The organism is Enterococcus sp. DIV1368f, assembly GCF_051712245.1.
Taxonomy (GTDB): Bacteria; Bacillota; Bacilli; order Lactobacillales; family Enterococcaceae; genus Enterococcus; species Enterococcus faecalis.
In genome coordinates, this window is the sequence record NZ_JBIOON010000001.1 from 831,011 (window position 1) to 847,223 (window position 16,213).

General features: G+C 38.0%; 15 protein-coding genes. 12 read left to right on the plus strand and 3 right to left on the minus strand.

Going from position 1 to position 16,213, the window contains the following annotated elements:
* Positions 1 to 2: 2 nt before the first annotated feature.
* The 10 genes from murG to ileS all read left to right on the plus strand — a co-directional run bounded on the left by murG (position 3) and on the right by ileS (position 11,373).
* Entirely contained in the window at positions 3 to 1,094 is a 1,092-nt protein-coding gene (murG, locus tag IGL07_RS04220) for an undecaprenyldiphospho-muramoylpentapeptide beta-N-acetylglucosaminyltransferase (protein ID WP_010817132.1), read from the plus strand.
* A gap of 8 nt (positions 1,095 to 1,102) precedes the next feature.
* Positions 1,103 to 2,227 carry a cell division protein FtsQ/DivIB gene (locus IGL07_RS04225; protein ID WP_002368241.1) on the plus strand — a complete coding sequence of 375 codons (1,125 nt, stop codon included), beginning with the start codon at positions 1,103 to 1,105 and terminating at the stop codon, positions 2,225 to 2,227.
* 173 nt (positions 2,228 to 2,400) lie between these two features.
* A complete protein-coding gene (gene ftsA, locus IGL07_RS04230; RefSeq protein ID WP_002355898.1) occupies positions 2,401 to 3,723 on the plus strand; it encodes a cell division protein FtsA in 1,323 nt (440 codons plus the stop codon).
* A gap of 26 nt (positions 3,724 to 3,749) precedes the next feature.
* Positions 3,750 to 4,982 carry a cell division protein FtsZ gene (ftsZ, locus tag IGL07_RS04235; protein WP_002355899.1) on the plus strand — a complete coding sequence of 411 codons (1,233 nt, stop codon included), beginning with the start codon at positions 3,750 to 3,752 and terminating at the stop codon, positions 4,980 to 4,982.
* A gap of 16 nt (positions 4,983 to 4,998) precedes the next feature.
* On the plus strand, positions 4,999 to 5,676 hold the full coding sequence (locus tag IGL07_RS04240; RefSeq protein WP_002358890.1) for a YggS family pyridoxal phosphate-dependent enzyme: 678 nt from the start codon (positions 4,999 to 5,001) through the stop codon (positions 5,674 to 5,676).
* A 13-nt stretch (positions 5,677 to 5,689) separates the two neighbouring features.
* A complete protein-coding gene (locus tag IGL07_RS04245; protein WP_002355901.1) occupies positions 5,690 to 6,334 on the plus strand; it encodes a cell division protein SepF in 645 nt (214 codons plus the stop codon).
* Positions 6,335 to 6,362: 28 nt separating this feature from the next.
* Positions 6,363 to 6,620, plus strand: coding sequence for a YggT family protein (locus tag IGL07_RS04250; RefSeq protein WP_002355902.1), 258 nt, complete (start codon positions 6,363 to 6,365; stop codon positions 6,618 to 6,620).
* A gap of 26 nt (positions 6,621 to 6,646) precedes the next feature.
* Positions 6,647 to 7,429, plus strand: coding sequence for an RNA-binding protein (locus IGL07_RS04255; RefSeq protein WP_002355903.1), 783 nt, complete (start codon positions 6,647 to 6,649; stop codon positions 7,427 to 7,429).
* A 151-nt stretch (positions 7,430 to 7,580) separates the two neighbouring features.
* Complete coding sequence (gene divIVA, locus IGL07_RS04260; RefSeq protein WP_002355904.1) at positions 7,581 to 8,282, plus strand: cell division protein DivIVA; 702 nt, start codon at positions 7,581 to 7,583, stop codon at positions 8,280 to 8,282.
* A 310-nt stretch (positions 8,283 to 8,592) separates the two neighbouring features.
* Entirely contained in the window at positions 8,593 to 11,373 is a 2,781-nt protein-coding gene (ileS, locus tag IGL07_RS04265) for an isoleucine--tRNA ligase (protein ID WP_010713806.1), read from the plus strand.
* Between the two features lie 51 nt (positions 11,374 to 11,424).
* Here ileS and zwf read toward each other — a convergent pair whose 3' ends face one another.
* From zwf to IGL07_RS04280, 3 genes are all read right to left on the minus strand, one after another.
* On the minus strand, positions 11,425 to 12,948 hold the full coding sequence (gene zwf / locus IGL07_RS04270; RefSeq protein WP_002355906.1) for a glucose-6-phosphate dehydrogenase: 1,524 nt from the start codon (positions 12,946 to 12,948) through the stop codon (positions 11,425 to 11,427).
* On the minus strand, positions 12,948 to 13,616 hold the full coding sequence (locus IGL07_RS04275) for a metal-dependent transcriptional regulator (RefSeq protein ID WP_002376182.1): 669 nt from the start codon (positions 13,614 to 13,616) through the stop codon (positions 12,948 to 12,950). Before IGL07_RS04275 ends, zwf begins: the two co-directional genes overlap by 1 nt.
* A gap of 171 nt (positions 13,617 to 13,787) precedes the next feature.
* A complete protein-coding gene (locus IGL07_RS04280; RefSeq protein WP_438747256.1) occupies positions 13,788 to 14,159 on the minus strand; it encodes a DUF4828 domain-containing protein in 372 nt (123 codons plus the stop codon).
* Between the two features lie 198 nt (positions 14,160 to 14,357).
* Here IGL07_RS04280 and sfsA point away from each other — a divergent pair, with 198 nt between their 5' ends.
* Entirely contained in the window at positions 14,358 to 15,089 is a 732-nt protein-coding gene (gene sfsA / locus IGL07_RS04285; protein ID WP_010712190.1) for a DNA/RNA nuclease SfsA, read from the plus strand.
* 105 nt (positions 15,090 to 15,194) lie between these two features.
* The gene (locus IGL07_RS04290; RefSeq protein WP_010817133.1) at positions 15,195 to 16,193 is read left to right on the plus strand and encodes a Gfo/Idh/MocA family protein; all 999 of its coding nucleotides are present in this window, start codon (positions 15,195 to 15,197) and stop codon (positions 16,191 to 16,193) included.
* The last annotated feature ends 20 nt before the right edge of the window (positions 16,194 to 16,213 follow it).

Sequence of the window (16,213 nt, forward strand, 5' to 3'; positions counted from 1 at the left end):
AAATGAAGATACTAGTAACTGGTGGTGGCACAGGTGGGCATATCTATCCTGCGTTATCCTTCGTCGAACACGTCAAAAAAGAAGCACCTGCAACAGAATTCTTGTATGTGGGAACAGAAAATGGTCTAGAAAGTCAAATTGTGCCAAAGGCGAAAATTCCATTTAAAACGATTAAAATTCAAGGATTCAAGCGTTCGCTAAGTCCTCAAAATTTTAAAACAATTTATTTATTTTTAACAAGCATTAATAAAGCAAAAAAAATTATTCGTGAATTTCAACCAGATGTGGTCATTGGTACAGGCGGTTATGTTTCTGGTGCAGTGGTTTATGCGGCCCACCAATTAAAAATACCGACAATTATTCATGAACAAAATAGTATCCCCGGAATGACAAATAAATTTTTAAGTCGTTATGTGGATAAAATTGCGATTTGTTTTCCGGATGTCGCTAGTTTTTTCCCGAAAGAAAAAACAATTTTAACAGGGAACCCGCGGGGACAAGAAGTCGTAACGGTGGAAAAGTCAGCTATTTTATCAGAGTTTGGCTTGGATCCAGAAAAGAAAACGGTGGTTTTATTTGGCGGAAGTCGTGGCGCTTTGAAAATCAATCAAGCGTTTGAACAGGCCTTTCCTTTGTTTGAAGAGAGAGAGTATCAAGTTTTATACGCTTCAGGAGAAAGATATTATCAGGAACTTCAAGAAAGTCTAAAGCTTTCTGAAAAGAAATTGACAAACATAAGTGTGCAACCGTATATTGATAAAATGGTTGAAGTGATGGCTAATACCGATTTAATGGTGGGACGTGCAGGAGCAACCTCAATTGCAGAGTTCACCGCATTAGGATTACCAGCAATTTTAATTCCGAGTCCTTACGTCACAAATGATCATCAAACGAAAAACGCGCAAAGCTTAGTAAAAGTTGGTGCTGTTGAAATGATTCCAGATGCAGAATTGACCGGCGCTCGTTTAGTTGCGGCAATTGATGATATTTTATTAAACAATGAAAAAAGACAACAGATGGCAACGGCGTCCAAAGGGGAAGGCATCCCAGATGCAAGTGATCGTTTGTATCAAGTTGTGAAAACGTTAGTCTGAGATAGGAGGTGTGGAAGATTAGTAACGAGAACGATATATTCAAAAAAAGAAAACCATTACCTCCAAAAAAATCGGAAGAGTCTCAACCTGAACTGACACCTTGGCAAAAACAAAACCAAGAATATTTGAAGAAGCAAGCGGAAGAAGCTGCTTCAAAAGGTGAAAACGAACAAGCAGAAGTCACCATCACTTTACAAGAACAAAGTCAAGAAGAGCCTCAACAACATCTTCCACAAGAAACAGTGGAAGAAGAGGAGCATTTTGCAGATCGTTTACCGAACGTTAAGAAAACACGGAACAAGCGCTTATATAGGCGTTTAGCCTTTATTTTAACTTGTTTAGGGACAGCCATTTTAGTGGCATTGTATTTTGTTTCGCCTCTTAGTCGATTGAGTGAAGTAACAGTTTCAGGCAACAAAAGTGTGGAGAGTCAAGCGATTATTCAGCAGTCAAAACTTGAAACGGGCAGTGGTTTATGGGAGCAGTATTCAAATAGAAATTATTTTTCTGCAAATATTCAGAAAAAGTTTCCAATTATAAAAAAGGCGAACATTAAGTTAAATGGTATTAATTCATTTAAAATTGATATTCAAGAGTATCAAATTGTCGCTCTTGCTGCGACTAAAGGCGGCTATCATCCGATTTTAGAGAATGGTAAAACTTTGGCGGAAACCACCAAAGCTGCTGAAAGTGGCAAACCAATTTTTGAGAATTTCAAAGAGGATAAATTAATCCCTGAATTAATGGCCTCTTACAACAAATTACCTCAAGAAATTAAACAAGGAATTTCAGAAATTAAATATGCACCATCCAAAACCAATAAAGACTTGATTAATGTCTATATGAATGATGGCAATCGAGTGATTGTTAATATTTCTGATTTAAGTGAAAAAATGGCTTATTATTCACAAGTAGCCGAGCAAATGGACAAACCTGGAATCGTTGATATGGAAGTCGGCATTTTTTCTTATCCGTATGAAAAAGAAAGTGAAGAAACGGGCAGTGAAGTTTCCGAAGATTCAGCGGTTGAAAATCAAGAAGTTGTGGACCCAAATGCAGGCGTAGCAACGGATGAAGCGAATAACGGTACGCCGACAAATGGAGAAAATCAAGAAGTGCAACAAGCAGAATAAGTTTTTTACAAAAATGTTTCAAAAATTAACGAACAAATTCGTATAATCTGCTTTCTAAAACCCCCATTTTTATGGTAAAATTGGAAGAAGTGAATAATACTAAAAAAGAGATAGTTAAACGGACGCCTTTGTCCGCTTAGATATTGGAATTAATAGGAGGAGGAATTCCGTTCATGGCAAAAACAGGAATGTATGTAGGCCTCGATATTGGTACAACTTCTGTCAAAGTAGTTGTCGCTGAATATATTGAAGGTCAAATGAACATCATCGGCGTTGGAAATGCAAAATCAGACGGTTTGAATCGAGGGATTGTCGTCGATATTGATCAAACAGTTCAAGCGATCCAACGGGCCGTTCGACAAGCCGAAGAAAAAGCCGGCATTCAAATTAAAAGCGTAAATGTTGGATTACCAGCGAATTTATTAGAAGTAGAAAGCTGTCAAGGAATGATAGCTGTTAGCAGTGAATCAAAAGAAATTACAGATGAGGATGTGCGCAACGTCGCATCTGCAGCTTTGGTTCGTTCAACTCCTCCTGAACGTCAAATTGTTGCAATCTTACCGCAAGACTTTACCGTCGACGGCTTTGAAGGCATCAAAGACCCACGTGGAATGCTTGGCGTTCGCATGGAGATGTTTGGCGTTGTCTATACTGGACCAAAAACAATCATCCATAACATCCGTAAATGTGTTGAAAAAGCTGGCTTAGGAATTAACGAATTAGTGATTACACCGCTTGCTTTAACAGAAACAATTTTAACAGATGGCGAAAAAGACTTTGGAACAATTGTCATTGATATGGGTGGCGGTCAAACAACGACATCTGTTATCCACGACAAACAATTGAAATTTACTCATGTTAACCAAGAAGGCGGCGAGTTCATCACGAAAGATATCTCAATCGTATTGAATACTTCTTTTAACAACGCCGAAGCCTTAAAAATTAATTATGGGGATGCTTATCCAGAAAGAACTTCAGCAAACGAAGAGTTTCCTGTTGATGTTATCGGTAAGTCAGAGCCTGTAAGAGTGGACGAACGTTACCTTTCAGAAATTATTGAAGCGCGTGTGGAACAAATTTTGAGAAAATCAAAAGAAGTTCTGGATGAAATTGATGCGTTTGAATTACCTGGAGGCGTTGTGTTAACTGGTGGCGCCGCTAGTATGCCAGGTATTGTCGATTTGGCGCAAGAGATTTTTGAAGCCAACGTAAAACTATACGTACCAAATCACATGGGCTTACGTAACCCAGTCTTTGCTAATGTCATTAGCATTGTGGAATATTCAGCGCAACTAAACGATATTTATCACATTGCCAAATATGCAATCCCTGGTGAAAAATCGAAACCAGCACAATCAGTCGCTGTCCAACAAGAAGTTCGCTATGACACATATGCTGAACAGCCTCAAGAAGAATACGAAGAATTCAACGAACGTGAGTCTGGTGAAAAAGTGACAGGCAAAATCAAAGACTTCTTCTCGAACATTTTCGACTAATCACACAAACAGGAGGATACGATATCATGGAATTTTCATTAGACAATAACATTAACAACGGTGCAGTCATTAAAGTTATCGGTGTAGGTGGCGGCGGCGGAAACGCTGTAAACCGTATGATCGAAGAAAACGTTAAAGGCGTGGAATTTATCACAGCCAATACAGACGTTCAAGCCTTAAAACATTCAAAAGCAGAAACAGTGATTCAATTAGGACCTAAATACACTCGTGGTTTAGGTGCTGGTTCACAACCTGAAGTTGGCCAAAAAGCTGCAGAAGAAAGTGAACAAGTGATTTCAGAATCATTACAAGGCGCGGATATGATTTTCATTACTGCTGGTATGGGTGGCGGAACTGGTACAGGTGCTGCCCCAGTAGTTGCAAAAATCGCTAAAGAATTAGGCGCTTTAACAGTTGGTGTAGTAACTCGTCCATTTAGTTTTGAAGGTCCAAAACGTGGTCGTTTTGCCGCTGAAGGAATTGCCTTATTAAAAGAAAACGTTGATACACTATTAATTATCTCAAACAACCGTTTATTAGAAGTCGTTGACAAGAAAACGCCAATGCTTGAAGCATTTAGAGAAGCTGATAATGTATTACGTCAAGGTGTTCAAGGAATTTCAGATTTAATCACTGCACCAGGTTACGTAAACTTGGACTTTGCTGACGTGAAAACAGTGATGGAAAACCAAGGAACAGCTTTAATGGGAATTGGTGTAGCGAGCGGCGAAGAACGTGTAATTGAAGCAACGAAAAAAGCTATTTCTTCACCATTGTTAGAAACATCAATCGATGGTGCGGAACAAGTCTTATTAAACATTACTGGTGGCTTAGACATGACCTTGTTTGAAGCGCAAGATGCTTCAGATATCGTTACAAATGCTGCTTCAGGTGATGTGAACATCATCCTAGGTACATCAATCAATGAAGATTTAGGCGACGAAATTCGTGTAACAGTAATCGCTACAGGTATTGATGAATCAAAAAAGGATAGAAAACCGCACCGTCAAACAAGACAAGCGGTTCAACCAATGCAACAAACAACTCAATCTGTGGAAATGGATCAACCAAAATCACAAGAAGAAGCAAGTGCTTTTGGCGATTGGGATATTCGCAGAGAACAAAATACACGTCCAAAAGTTGATGAATCTTCATTAGAACAAGTAGACAAAAAAGAATTTGACACATTCCACCGTGAAGAACCAAATCACAATGATGACGAATTAAGTACGCCACCATTTTTCCGCAGAAAACGATAAGGAGCATCGATTAGAAATGATAGCTGAAAACTTAACAAATATTAATAATCAACTTCAGCTAGCATGCAAAAGCTCACAGCGCTCTGTTGCTGATGTGACAATGATTGGCGTCACTAAATCAGTAGGAATTGAGGAAGCAGCAGAGCTTGTTCAGCTTGGTGTCCAGAATTTAGCTGAAAACCGAGTAGATAAGTTACTAGAAAAGAAAGCTGGATTGGAAAAATTTAATGATATTCAGTGGCATTTAATTGGTAATTTACAACGTAGGAAGGTAAAATTAATTATTAATGAGATAGATTATTTTCATGCATTAGATAGTCTGAGTCTAGCCAAAGAAATTCAAAAAAGAGCAACGAAAGTTATTCGTTGTTTTGTTGAAGTGAATATAACTGGGGAAGAAAGCAAGCACGGCTTTCGTAAAGAAGACGTCTTACCTTTCATTCAAGAACTTGCTGATTTGGACAAAATTCAAATCGTCGGTCTAATGACTATGGCACCTTTTGGGGCAAGTGAAGAAGTATTACATGCAACATTTAGAGAATTAAAAGAGCTGCAAATGACCGTAAATGAGAAACATTTATCTTTTGCTCCTTGTACAGAACTTAGCATGGGAATGAGTAACGATTTCCCAATCGCAGTTGAAGAAGGTGCAACTTTTATACGAATCGGAACAGCGTTATTCAGAGATGCGTAAAGGAGAGGAATTTATGTCAATTTTTAACAAGGATGCGTTATCGAGCTTTTTTGGCTTATCTGGCGAAGAAGATGATTATTATGATAACTACGAAGAATATGAAGAGCGCAAAGCAGTTAATGAACCACCGCGTCGTGCAGCTCGGCCTAAACCACAACGCCCTGTTCAACAACAGGAAAGTTACAGTCAGCCAGCTTATACACAACAAAGTGAGCCTGTAGTTGAAAAACCTTCTGCACGCTATCGTTCTGCTGAAGCGCATCAAGAAAGAGACACACAACAAGCTGCTTACACAGAGAAAAAAGTGGTTTCTATGCGTAGTTCTAATCAATCAGCGACTACGAATACAAGACGAGCACAAGAAAGCACCGCCAATGCAAAAACACATAAAATTACTATTATTGAACCACGTGTGTATTCAGAAGCAATGAGCATTGCGAAACATTTATTTGCTGAAGAAGCTGTGCTAGTTAATTTTACATTAGTAGAAGAAGACCAAGCACGACGCATCGTTGATTTCTTAACTGGTACTGTGTATGCTTTAGACGGAGATATTCAGCGCGTTGGCAATGAAATCTTCTTATGCACACCAGCGAATATGGAAATTGATAGTGCGACAGCACAATCTTTAGCCAACAAACAATTCTTTGATTTCTAAGCCTTAGGGAGGTGTTATTATCGCAACACTGATTACTCTATTATACAAAGGCGTTCAAATCTATTCAGGATTACTAGTGATTTACGCGCTACTTTCATGGTTTCCAGGAGCATATGATTCTGCTTTCGGGCGTTTGCTCTCTAGAATTTGTGAACCATACTTAAGTTTGTTTGACCGTTTGAATTTAAGGATTGGAATGGTTGGATTTAACGTAATGGTAGGGATTATTGTCCTTAACCTAGCAGCGGGTGGCTTAGCAGTCATTTTACGAGCTATTGTTTATTAATAACTTTTAGAAAGGATGATTTATCTATGAACGCAAATGTGTATCAACATTTCCGCAAAGATGAACATCCTTTTATTGACACTGTCGGGGATTGGCTAGAGCAAGTGGAGATGCAATACGCGCCTTATTTGACAGACTTTCTTGATCCTAGACAGGCGTATATTTTGGAAACGTTGATTCGACAAAACAGTGATTTATCGTTTACTTTTTATGGTGGTTATGAGCAAGCAGAACGAAAACGCTGCTTGATTTATCCAGCGTATTACATACCAGAAGAGACAGATTTTGGTGTTGTATTATTTGAAATTATTTATCCATCTAAATTTGCGACATTATCTCATGGGAAAATTTTAGGCACCTTGATGAATGTTGGGGTTCGTAGGGAAGCCTTTGGAGATATTATTTCCGATGGTGATAAGTGGCAGGTTTTTATAGCACAAGAAGTAGCTGGCTTCGTTGTTAACCAAGTCGACAAAATTGGTAAAATTACTGTTCGCTTAGAAGAGCGGGATTATACACAAATTTTGATACCGAAGGATGGTTGGCAAGAAGAGCGAACGACTATGAGCTCTTTGCGGCTGGATAGTGTGATTTCCGCCGTATTTAATATTTCAAGGCAGCGATCAAAACAATTGATCGAATCTGGTAAAGTAAAAGTCAATTGGACAGAAACGACACGACCAGATTTTGCCTTAGACTTATTAGATATTGTTTCGATACGAGGATTTGGGCGCCTTCAAATTCAAGAATTAGAAGGAAAAACAAAGAAAGAAAAATTTCGTGTCCTCTTAGGGGTATTGAGAAAATAATCTCGAACTTTTGTTTAAGAAAACCATTTTGGCTGTTCATTCAGACGAAGTTGTGTATAATAAAAAAAGTAAGATATTTGCTATTTCAGGATTAGTATGAGAATGTGTTCATAAGGGGTTTTACAAAAATAATCCAAAGAGGTGAAGGAATATGGCATTAACTCCATTAGATATTCAAAACAAAGACTTCTCAACAAAAATGAGAGGCTATAACCAAGACGATGTAGATGACTTTTTAGATCAAGTCACACGTGATTATGAAGATGCATTACAAAAAAATCGTGAACTTGAGAAATCATTAAAACACGCAGAAGAAAAATTACAATACTTCAATGAATTGAAAGATGCATTGAACCAATCAATTATTGTTGCACAAGATACCGCTGATAAAGTGAAATCAAGTGCCAATAAAGAATCAGAAATGATTATCACTTCGGCAGATAACCAAGCCAAAGAAACCTTGGTAGAAGCTGAACGTAAATCAAATGCAATGATTGCAGATGCTGAAGCGAAATCAACACAAATCTTAGCAGAAGCAATTGAACGTGCTCGTCAATTAGCTGGGGAAACAGAAGACTTGAAGAAGAAAACACGTGTCTTCCATCAACGCTTAAGCTTAATGCTTGAAACTCAATTAGAGCAAGTGAAGAGTGAAGAGTGGGAAGAGATTTTAAAGCCTTTTTCTAGTTATGTCGGAGACAAACATACAGCAGTTAAGGAAATTCTTGATGAACAAGACCTTGACAACGAAAATGAAACTGTTGTAAACTCTGAAGAGAACACAGATGCTGTAGTAGAAAAAAAGCCTGTAATTGAAGTCACTGAAGAAACAATTGAAGAAGAATCAAAATAGATAGAACAGAACGTTTAATGTTTATTCTTAGCAGCGAGTCAATGATAGTGAAAGTTTGACAGACACTGGCATTAAACAGATCCTCTATCCTAGATGCAGTTCTGAACACTTGAGTAGGAACTGCCGGATAATTACCGTTATCAATTTCAGAGAAAGTAGGGGCAACTCTACTTTGAATTTGGGTGGTAACACGAGTACTTCGTCCCTTGGGATGGAGTACTCTTTTTTTATCTACTTTTATCAGCTATCGTTCATCTTTAGTATGAACTAACACAATTAAATCGATAAAATGAAAGCGAGGCAAATGCATATGAAAATGAAAGAAACATTGCAATTAGGAAAAACAGCTTTTCCAATGCGCGGGAACTTGCCAAACCGTGAAGCAGAATGGCAAAAAGACTGGGAAGAAAAAGGCTTATATGAACAACGTCAAAAATTAAACGAAGGAAAACCAACCTTTGTTTTACATGATGGCCCTCCATATGCAAACGGAAATATTCATTTAGGACATTCTTTGAATAAAATCAGTAAAGATATTATTATTCGTTCAAAATCAATGTCTGGTTTCCGTTCTCCTTATGTGCCTGGTTGGGATACCCATGGTTTACCAATTGAGCAAGTGTTAACCAATAAAGGGGTTAAACGTAAAGAAATGACTGTCGCTGAGTATCGCGAAAAATGTAAAGAGTATGCCTTATCACAAGTCGACAAACAACGTAACGATTTTAAACGTTTAGGTGTGTCAGGTGATTGGGAACATCCATACATTACGTTAGATCCAGAGTATGAAGCAGCAGAAATTCGTGTTTTTGGTAAGATGGCAGAAAAAGGCTATATTTATAAAGGCTTAAAACCAATTTATTGGTCTCCTTCAAGTGAATCTTCTTTAGCAGAAGCAGAAATTGAATACAAAGATGTAAAATCACCTTCTATTTACGTAGCTTTTAATGTGGTCGATGGTAAAGGTCTTTTAGATAACGAGACAGCCTTCGTCATCTGGACGACAACCCCTTGGACATTACCAGCCAACTTAGGTATTTCAGTTAATCCTGATTTTACGTATGTTGAAGTGAAGGCAGACGGTCGTAAATTTGTAATTGCTAAAGATTTATTAGCAACAGTTAAAGAAGCGATTGGTTGGGAAGAAGTAGAAGTCTTGCGAGAATTTTCTGGTGAAAAATTAGATCGTATGACAGCTCAACATCCATTCTATGATCGAACATCACTTGTTATGCTAGGCGACCACGTGACGCTAGATGCCGGGACTGGCTTAGTTCATACCGCACCAGGACATGGGGAAGATGACTATATTGTTAGCCGTAAATATGATTTACCTGTTATTTCTCCTGTTGACAGCCGTGGGGTCTTTACAGATGAAGCACCTGGTTTTGAAGGAATTTTCTATGACAAAGCGAATCCAATGATTACTGAGTTATTAGAAGAAAAAGGCGCGTTATTAAAATTAGATTTCTTTACGCATAGTTATCCACATGACTGGCGTACCAAAAAACCAGTTATTTACCGTGCAACGCCACAATGGTTTGCTTCAATCTCTAAATTCCGTCAAGATATTTTAGATGAAGTTGAGAAAGTTGACTGGCTAATTCCTTGGGGAAAAACACGTTTGTATAATATGATTCGTGACCGTGGTGATTGGGTAATCTCTCGCCAAAGAGCGTGGGGTGTGCCATTACCGATCTTCTATGCTGAAAATGGGGAAGCCATCATTACGCCAGAAACAATTGAACATGTAGCGAATTTATTTGCAGAACATGGATCAAATATCTGGTTTATGCGTGAAGCAAAAGAGTTACTACCAGCAGGCTTTACACATCCAGGTTCACCAAATGGCGAGTTTACCAAAGAAACAGATATCATGGACGTTTGGTTTGACTCAGGTTCTTCACATGAAGGAGTTTTACGAGAAAGAGAAGAGTTAACTTTCCCAGCAGATATGTATTTAGAAGGTTCTGACCAATATCGTGGTTGGTTTAACTCAAGTATTACAACAAGTGTTGCTATCAATGGAGTAGCGCCTTATAAATCAATTATTTCTCAAGGGATGGTACTCGATGGCGAAGGCCGTAAGATGAGTAAATCGTTAGGCAATACTATCTTACCTGAAAAAGTTATCAACCAAATGGGTGCAGATATCTTACGCTTGTGGGTAAGTAGTGTTGACGCGGAAGCCGATGTGCGTGTCTCAATGGATATCTTAAACCAAGTATCTGAAGTGTACCGGAAAATCCGTAATACTATGCGTTTCTTGTTAGCGAATACGAGTGATTTTAATCCAGCTGAGCATACTGTAGCTTATGCCGATTTACGTTCTGTAGATAAATACATGACGGTTCGTTTAAATCAAGTCATTCAAGAAATCCGTGAAAATGGTTATGAAAAATATAATTTCATGCATATTTATCGGACAGTTATGAACTTCTTAACTGTAGATTTATCTTCTTTCTATTTAGACTTTGCGAAAGATGTCGTTTATATTGAAGCTGAAAACGATTATCAACGTCGTTGTATGCAGACTGTTTTCTATCAAACATTGGTTTCATTAACAAAATTATTGACACCAATTATTCCACATACAGCGGAAGAAATTTGGAGTTTCTTACAAGAAGAAGAAGAGTATGTGCAATTAGCTGAATTCCCAGGTTACGAAACGTTTACTAATGAAGAAGAATTGATGGATACATGGGCAGCCTTTATGGATTTCCGTGACAATGTCTTAAAAGCGTTGGAAGAAGCTCGTCATTCTAAATTAATCGGTAAATCGTTAGAAGCCAAAGTGACCGTTTATCCAAATGAACAAATTCGTCAATTAATGACAGCTGTTGATGCAGATATTGCTCAATTACTAATTGTTTCCGACTTTGAAGTATCAAAAGAAGTAGCACCTAGTGAAGCTGTTCAATTTGAAGACATGGCTATTTTAGTTGAAAAAGCAGAAGGCGAAACGTGTGACCGTTGTCGTTCCGTTCGTCAAGATGTCGGCTCAGATGAAAAATTACCAACACTTTGTGGCCGTTGTGCACACATTGTTGAAGAAAACTATCCAGAAGCGGTTGCTGAAGGATTCGAATAAACAAGGAAAAAGATCCGCTAGTTGTTAACTAGCGGATCTTTTTTGGCTTATTTATTGATCAAGTTGACCGCGGTCACGGTACCAGTTATCTGGTTGCCATTCCCAAGTAAAGCCATCTTTTTCTAATAAGTCGAAGGCAGCTTGCGGGCCCATTGTGCCAGCGGCATAATTAGGGAAAGAAACGTCTGTTTTATCCCAAGCATGTCGAATAATGTCAACAATGCGCCAAGATTGGGCAACTTCGTCCCAATGAGAGAAGTTTGTACTATCGCCATTTAGGCAGTCTAATAGAAGTTTTTCGTATGCTTCTGGACTATTTTCAGTCATTTCAGCACTTTGACGGAAATCAAGTTTCACTGGAGTTGTATTGAACCCTTGACCGATTTCTTTTCCATTTAAGGTTAATGAAAATCCTTCAGTTGGTTGGATATAGATAGTTAAAACATTCGGTGGTAAATCGGTTTTATCGCATTCTTCACACGTATCATCTTTGAAGACATTAATAGGTACTTGTTTAAAGACGATGTTAATGCGTGTGCCTTTTTCAGTTAATCGTTTACCTGTGCGAACATAGAAAGGGACGCCAGACCAACGGAAATTATCAATTAAAAATTTACCAGCAACAAAAGTTTCAGTGGATGAAGTTTCTGCCACATTTGGTTCATCACGATAGGCTGCAAATGTTTGATCAGCTAGCTGACCTTCGCCGTATTGTCCGCGCACGAAATTTTGAAGGGCTTCTTCTTCAGAATAAAGGCGGATGGCACGTAAAGCTTTTACTTTTTCAGTCCGAATTTCTTTTTCAGAAAAGGCAACAGGAGGCTCCATAGAAAGCAAAGCAACAACTTGTAAAATATGATTTTGAACCATATCTTTTAGTGCGCCACTGTGGTCATAATAGCCGCCACGATCCTCGACACCTAAGCTTTCAGCGAAGGTGATTTGGACATTATCAATGTAGCGATTGTTCCATTGTGATTCAAAAATATTATTGGCAAAACGAATGGCTGAAATATTTTGGATCATTTCTTTGCCTAAGTAATGGTCAATTCGGAAAATATCTTGTTCAGGAAATGCAGCACGAATTTCTTCATTTAATTCGTAGGCAGATTCATAATCAGAACCAAATGGCTTTTCGATAATTAGACGATCAAAGCCTTCTTCCGAAATAATATGTTGTGATTTCAAGTGATTAACAATGGTTCCAAAGAATTGAGGGGCCATAGCTAAATAGTAAACGTGATTGCCTTCTAAGTGGTATTGTTCATTTAGGCGATCAGATAATTCTTTTAAGGTATTATAATGTTCCGTATCATTCACATTATGTGATTGGTAATAGAAATGACTAGAAAATTCAGTTGCCTCTTCGGCCGTGGGATTTAAGTCTTGAATGGTTTCACGAACGATTTCACGATAGTATTCGTCTGTCCATTCCCGACGTGCGGTACCAATCACCGCAAAACGCTCAGCTAATAATCCTTTTTTATATAAGCGGAACAGGGAAGGATACAATTTGCGTTTGGCAAGATCACCTGTCCCCCCGAAAATAGTAAATAATGCTACTTTTTCATTCATTAGTTTTCCTCACTTTCTCTAATCAACGGCTCAACAAAAATTGTGTTTGCTGCTTTAAAGCTGACGGATAATTCTTTATTTTCATTACAAATGGTGATAGGTCCTTCATATGCAGCAATCTCTTTAATCGTATATTCTTCTTGAATATTTAAATCAATGGAAACTAAATAATCCAGTAATTCTTTTTCGTCTAAGACACGTGCAATCCGAACTTTTGTGCCAACAGGGTAGTCTGTTAACGTTTGGCGTTTCTCCTCATGAATGGGTTGATTATCTTCGGGAATAACACCACCGTGTGGACAAAATTCTGGATGATTTAAATAATCCGCTAAACGGTTCACAAGCGTCTGTGAAGTAACATGTTCTAAAACTTCTGCCTCTTCGTGCACATCATTCCAAGTGTAATTTAAGTGCTCTACTAAAAAGACTTCCCAGATTCGGTGTTTGCGAATTAACGTACTCGCTTTTTTTAAGCCTTTTTCAGTTAATTGTACCCCTTGATAAGGAGAATGCTCAACCAAATCTTCTTTTACTAACTTTGAAATCATCTCACTAACCGAAGCTGCCGAAACATCGAGTCCAGAAACAATTTGTTTATTATTCACTTTAACTTCGTCGCCACCTAGTTCAAAAATTAATTTTAAATAGTCTTCGCGATTTGGTGTCATAGGGGCTCATCCTTTCAAAAAAACATCATCCTAAGTTTATCAGAAAAAGGCGCATTTGACTATTTAATAATATTCAAGTTGTAAGAAAACTTTCTGAATGCTTTTGCAAGGGATGTAAAAAAATAAATCACCCACTGCACATACTTCATTTTATGTGTCGTGGGTGATTTATTAATTGTAAATGGCCCGTTCTAGTGTGTAGGTTTCGTCGTCGGCTTCATCGTAAAGCGTCGCAGGGACACCATTTTCACATTGAATGATTAAATGGTAACCTAACTTGTCTAAGATAACTAAGCGTTTAGGGGTTAATTCAACAAGCAAGGCATGCGTTTGTTTGCCATCAATGAAAACATTGAAAGATGAGGTGATTTCTAAGGTGTGTTGCGTGGCTTTCTTCACGTCTACAAACCACCAATGCCCAGTATAATTGTGTTGAAGCTCCTGTGGGGAAGGGAGCTGTTTATTTTTTTTCCAGAGGATAGAGGAGCCTGCTAATCCAGTAAGTAAAGATGCACCAACCAAGAAAGTCCAATGTTTTTTCAAAGAAATTCCTCCTAACCTTCATTTTCATTTATTCGTCTTCGTTACCTTTATTATATAGAACTTGTCTAAAATATTCGACTAAATCGCTGAGAATTGACAAATATTTAATGATTGACACAAGATAGTAAAATTGTTGGTTTTGGTCTATACTTTTCCTTGTTTTTTTATGGTATAGTGTGTAAGAAAGGAAGTCTGTGTATGAAGTACCCGAATGTCCAACTTGCTTATTTTATCGAACGACCCAATCGGTTTATTGCACACTGTCGTTTAATGGAAACGAATGAAGAAGTGGTCACACATGTCAAAAATACTGGCAGAGGGAAAGAAGTTTTTTTACCAGGTGCTGTTGTGGCGCTTAGTTATCAACCATCGCCTAAAAGAAAAACAGATTACGATTTGATTGCAGTAAAAAAAGGTTCTTTTTGGATTAATATTGATAGTCAAGTACCGAATACATTAGTCAATGAAGCGTTAAAAAATGGTCAAATTGTGCTTCCTGGTTTGGTTGGTACGATCCAAACTGTTAAACGTGAGCAACGATTTGCACATTCAAAATTTGATTTTCTAGTGGAAACGGATGCAGACGAACAAGCTTTTGTCGAAGTGAAAGGCATGACTTTAGAAAATAAAGGCATCGGTGCTTTTCCTGACGCGCCAACACTTCGTGGCTTGAAGCATGTCACTGAACTAATGGCTGCAACTAAAGCTGGTTACCGCTGTTACATTTTGTTTGTGGTCCAATTTGAAGAAATTAAGCAAGCAACGATTCACCAAGAGATGCAACCCGCCTTTGCTGAAAATCTGGGTGCTGCAATTGATCAAGGTGTGCAAGTCCTTGCTTACAATTGCCACGTAACACCCGCAACGATTGAACTTAAGTCACAGGTAACCTTTGATTTATTACAGGCATTTGATGATCCTAATAAATAACTTGAAGAACTCCTAGCGCTTTAAGGCAGGGTAATTACGTGACTTTTGTACGAGAGATTACTATTATAAAGAGAGTAAATAAACAAAAAATGGAGGTTTTTGATTATGATACATTTAGGCGTAATTGGTACCAATTGGATTAGTCATCAATTTGTTGCAGCAGCTTTAGAAACGGGTGCGTATGATTTAACGGCTGTTTATTCTCGGAAACTAGCAACGGCACAAGAATTTGGTTCTCGCTATGGGGATGTGGAATATGCAATTGATTTAGAGACGTTTTTTGGTATTGCACATATGGATACGGTTTATATTGCCTCACCAAATTCATTACATTTTGAACAAGCGAAACAAGCAATTTTAGCGAAAAAAAATGTAATTGTTGAAAAACCAGCTTTTTCAACGCCTGATGAGATGGCAGAAATTATTGAATTAGCGAATAAAAATCGTGTGTATTTCTTTGAAGCGGCCCGTAATATTCATGAGCAAAGTTTCCAAAAAATTGCTGAATTATTGCCATTAAAAAACCAAATTTTAGGTGCGAATTTTACGTATATGAAATATTCTTCTCGCTATGATCAAGTATTAGAAGGCAAAGAGCCAAATATTTTTTCTCCTCATTTTTCTGGGGGAGCCTTAGCAGATTTAGGCGTTTATTTAGTTTATGCAGCCTTGGGCTGGTTTGGCGTACCAAACGAAAGCCATTATTTTGCTAGTAAAATTGCGACAGGTGTCGATGGCTTAGGAACAATTATTTTACGATATGATCAGTTTAACGTGACGTTAAACACTGGGAAAATTAGTGATTCTTTTGCGCCATCCGAAATTTACTTTGAAAATGGGACCTTGATTTTAGATAGTGTCAATGCTATTTCTTCGGCTGAGTACCATGATCGCGCACATGAAGAACGTGATGTCTTAGATATTCAAGTAGCCGATAATCCAATGATTGAAGAAGCCCGTGATTTTGCAGCAGTTTTAAATAACCCAACAGATAAGTATTGGGGCACCAAGTATGAAGAATGGGTTGAGCTTGCTCGAAATGTCAATAAAGTAGTCACTGATTTACGTCATAGTGCCGGCATTATTTTTGATGCTGATAAATAAGAATTAAGCGATAGGAAAGG

What these genes read in the sequence shown, in the direction of transcription:
- murG (WP_010817132.1), top strand. Translation starts at nt 3, where the DNA reads ATGAAGATACTAGTAACTGGTGGTGGCACAGGTGGGCATATCTATCCT.
- ftsA (WP_002355898.1), top strand. Translation starts at nt 2,401, where the DNA reads ATGGCAAAAACAGGAATGTATGTAGGCCTCGATATTGGTACAACTTCT.
- ftsZ (WP_002355899.1), top strand. Translation starts at nt 3,750, where the DNA reads ATGGAATTTTCATTAGACAATAACATTAACAACGGTGCAGTCATTAAA.
- IGL07_RS04240 (WP_002358890.1), top strand. Translation starts at nt 4,999, where the DNA reads ATGATAGCTGAAAACTTAACAAATATTAATAATCAACTTCAGCTAGCA.
- IGL07_RS04245 (WP_002355901.1), top strand. Translation starts at nt 5,690, where the DNA reads ATGTCAATTTTTAACAAGGATGCGTTATCGAGCTTTTTTGGCTTATCT.
- IGL07_RS04255 (WP_002355903.1), top strand. Translation starts at nt 6,647, where the DNA reads ATGAACGCAAATGTGTATCAACATTTCCGCAAAGATGAACATCCTTTT.
- divIVA (WP_002355904.1), top strand. Translation starts at nt 7,581, where the DNA reads ATGGCATTAACTCCATTAGATATTCAAAACAAAGACTTCTCAACAAAA.
- ileS (WP_010713806.1), top strand. Translation starts at nt 8,593, where the DNA reads ATGAAAATGAAAGAAACATTGCAATTAGGAAAAACAGCTTTTCCAATG.
- zwf (WP_002355906.1), bottom strand. Translation starts at nt 12,948, where the DNA reads ATGAATGAAAAAGTAGCATTATTTACTATTTTCGGGGGGACAGGTGAT.
- IGL07_RS04275 (WP_002376182.1), bottom strand. Translation starts at nt 13,616, where the DNA reads ATGACACCAAATCGCGAAGACTATTTAAAATTAATTTTTGAACTAGGT.
- sfsA (WP_010712190.1), top strand. Translation starts at nt 14,358, where the DNA reads ATGAAGTACCCGAATGTCCAACTTGCTTATTTTATCGAACGACCCAAT.
- IGL07_RS04290 (WP_010817133.1), top strand. Translation starts at nt 15,195, where the DNA reads ATGATACATTTAGGCGTAATTGGTACCAATTGGATTAGTCATCAATTT.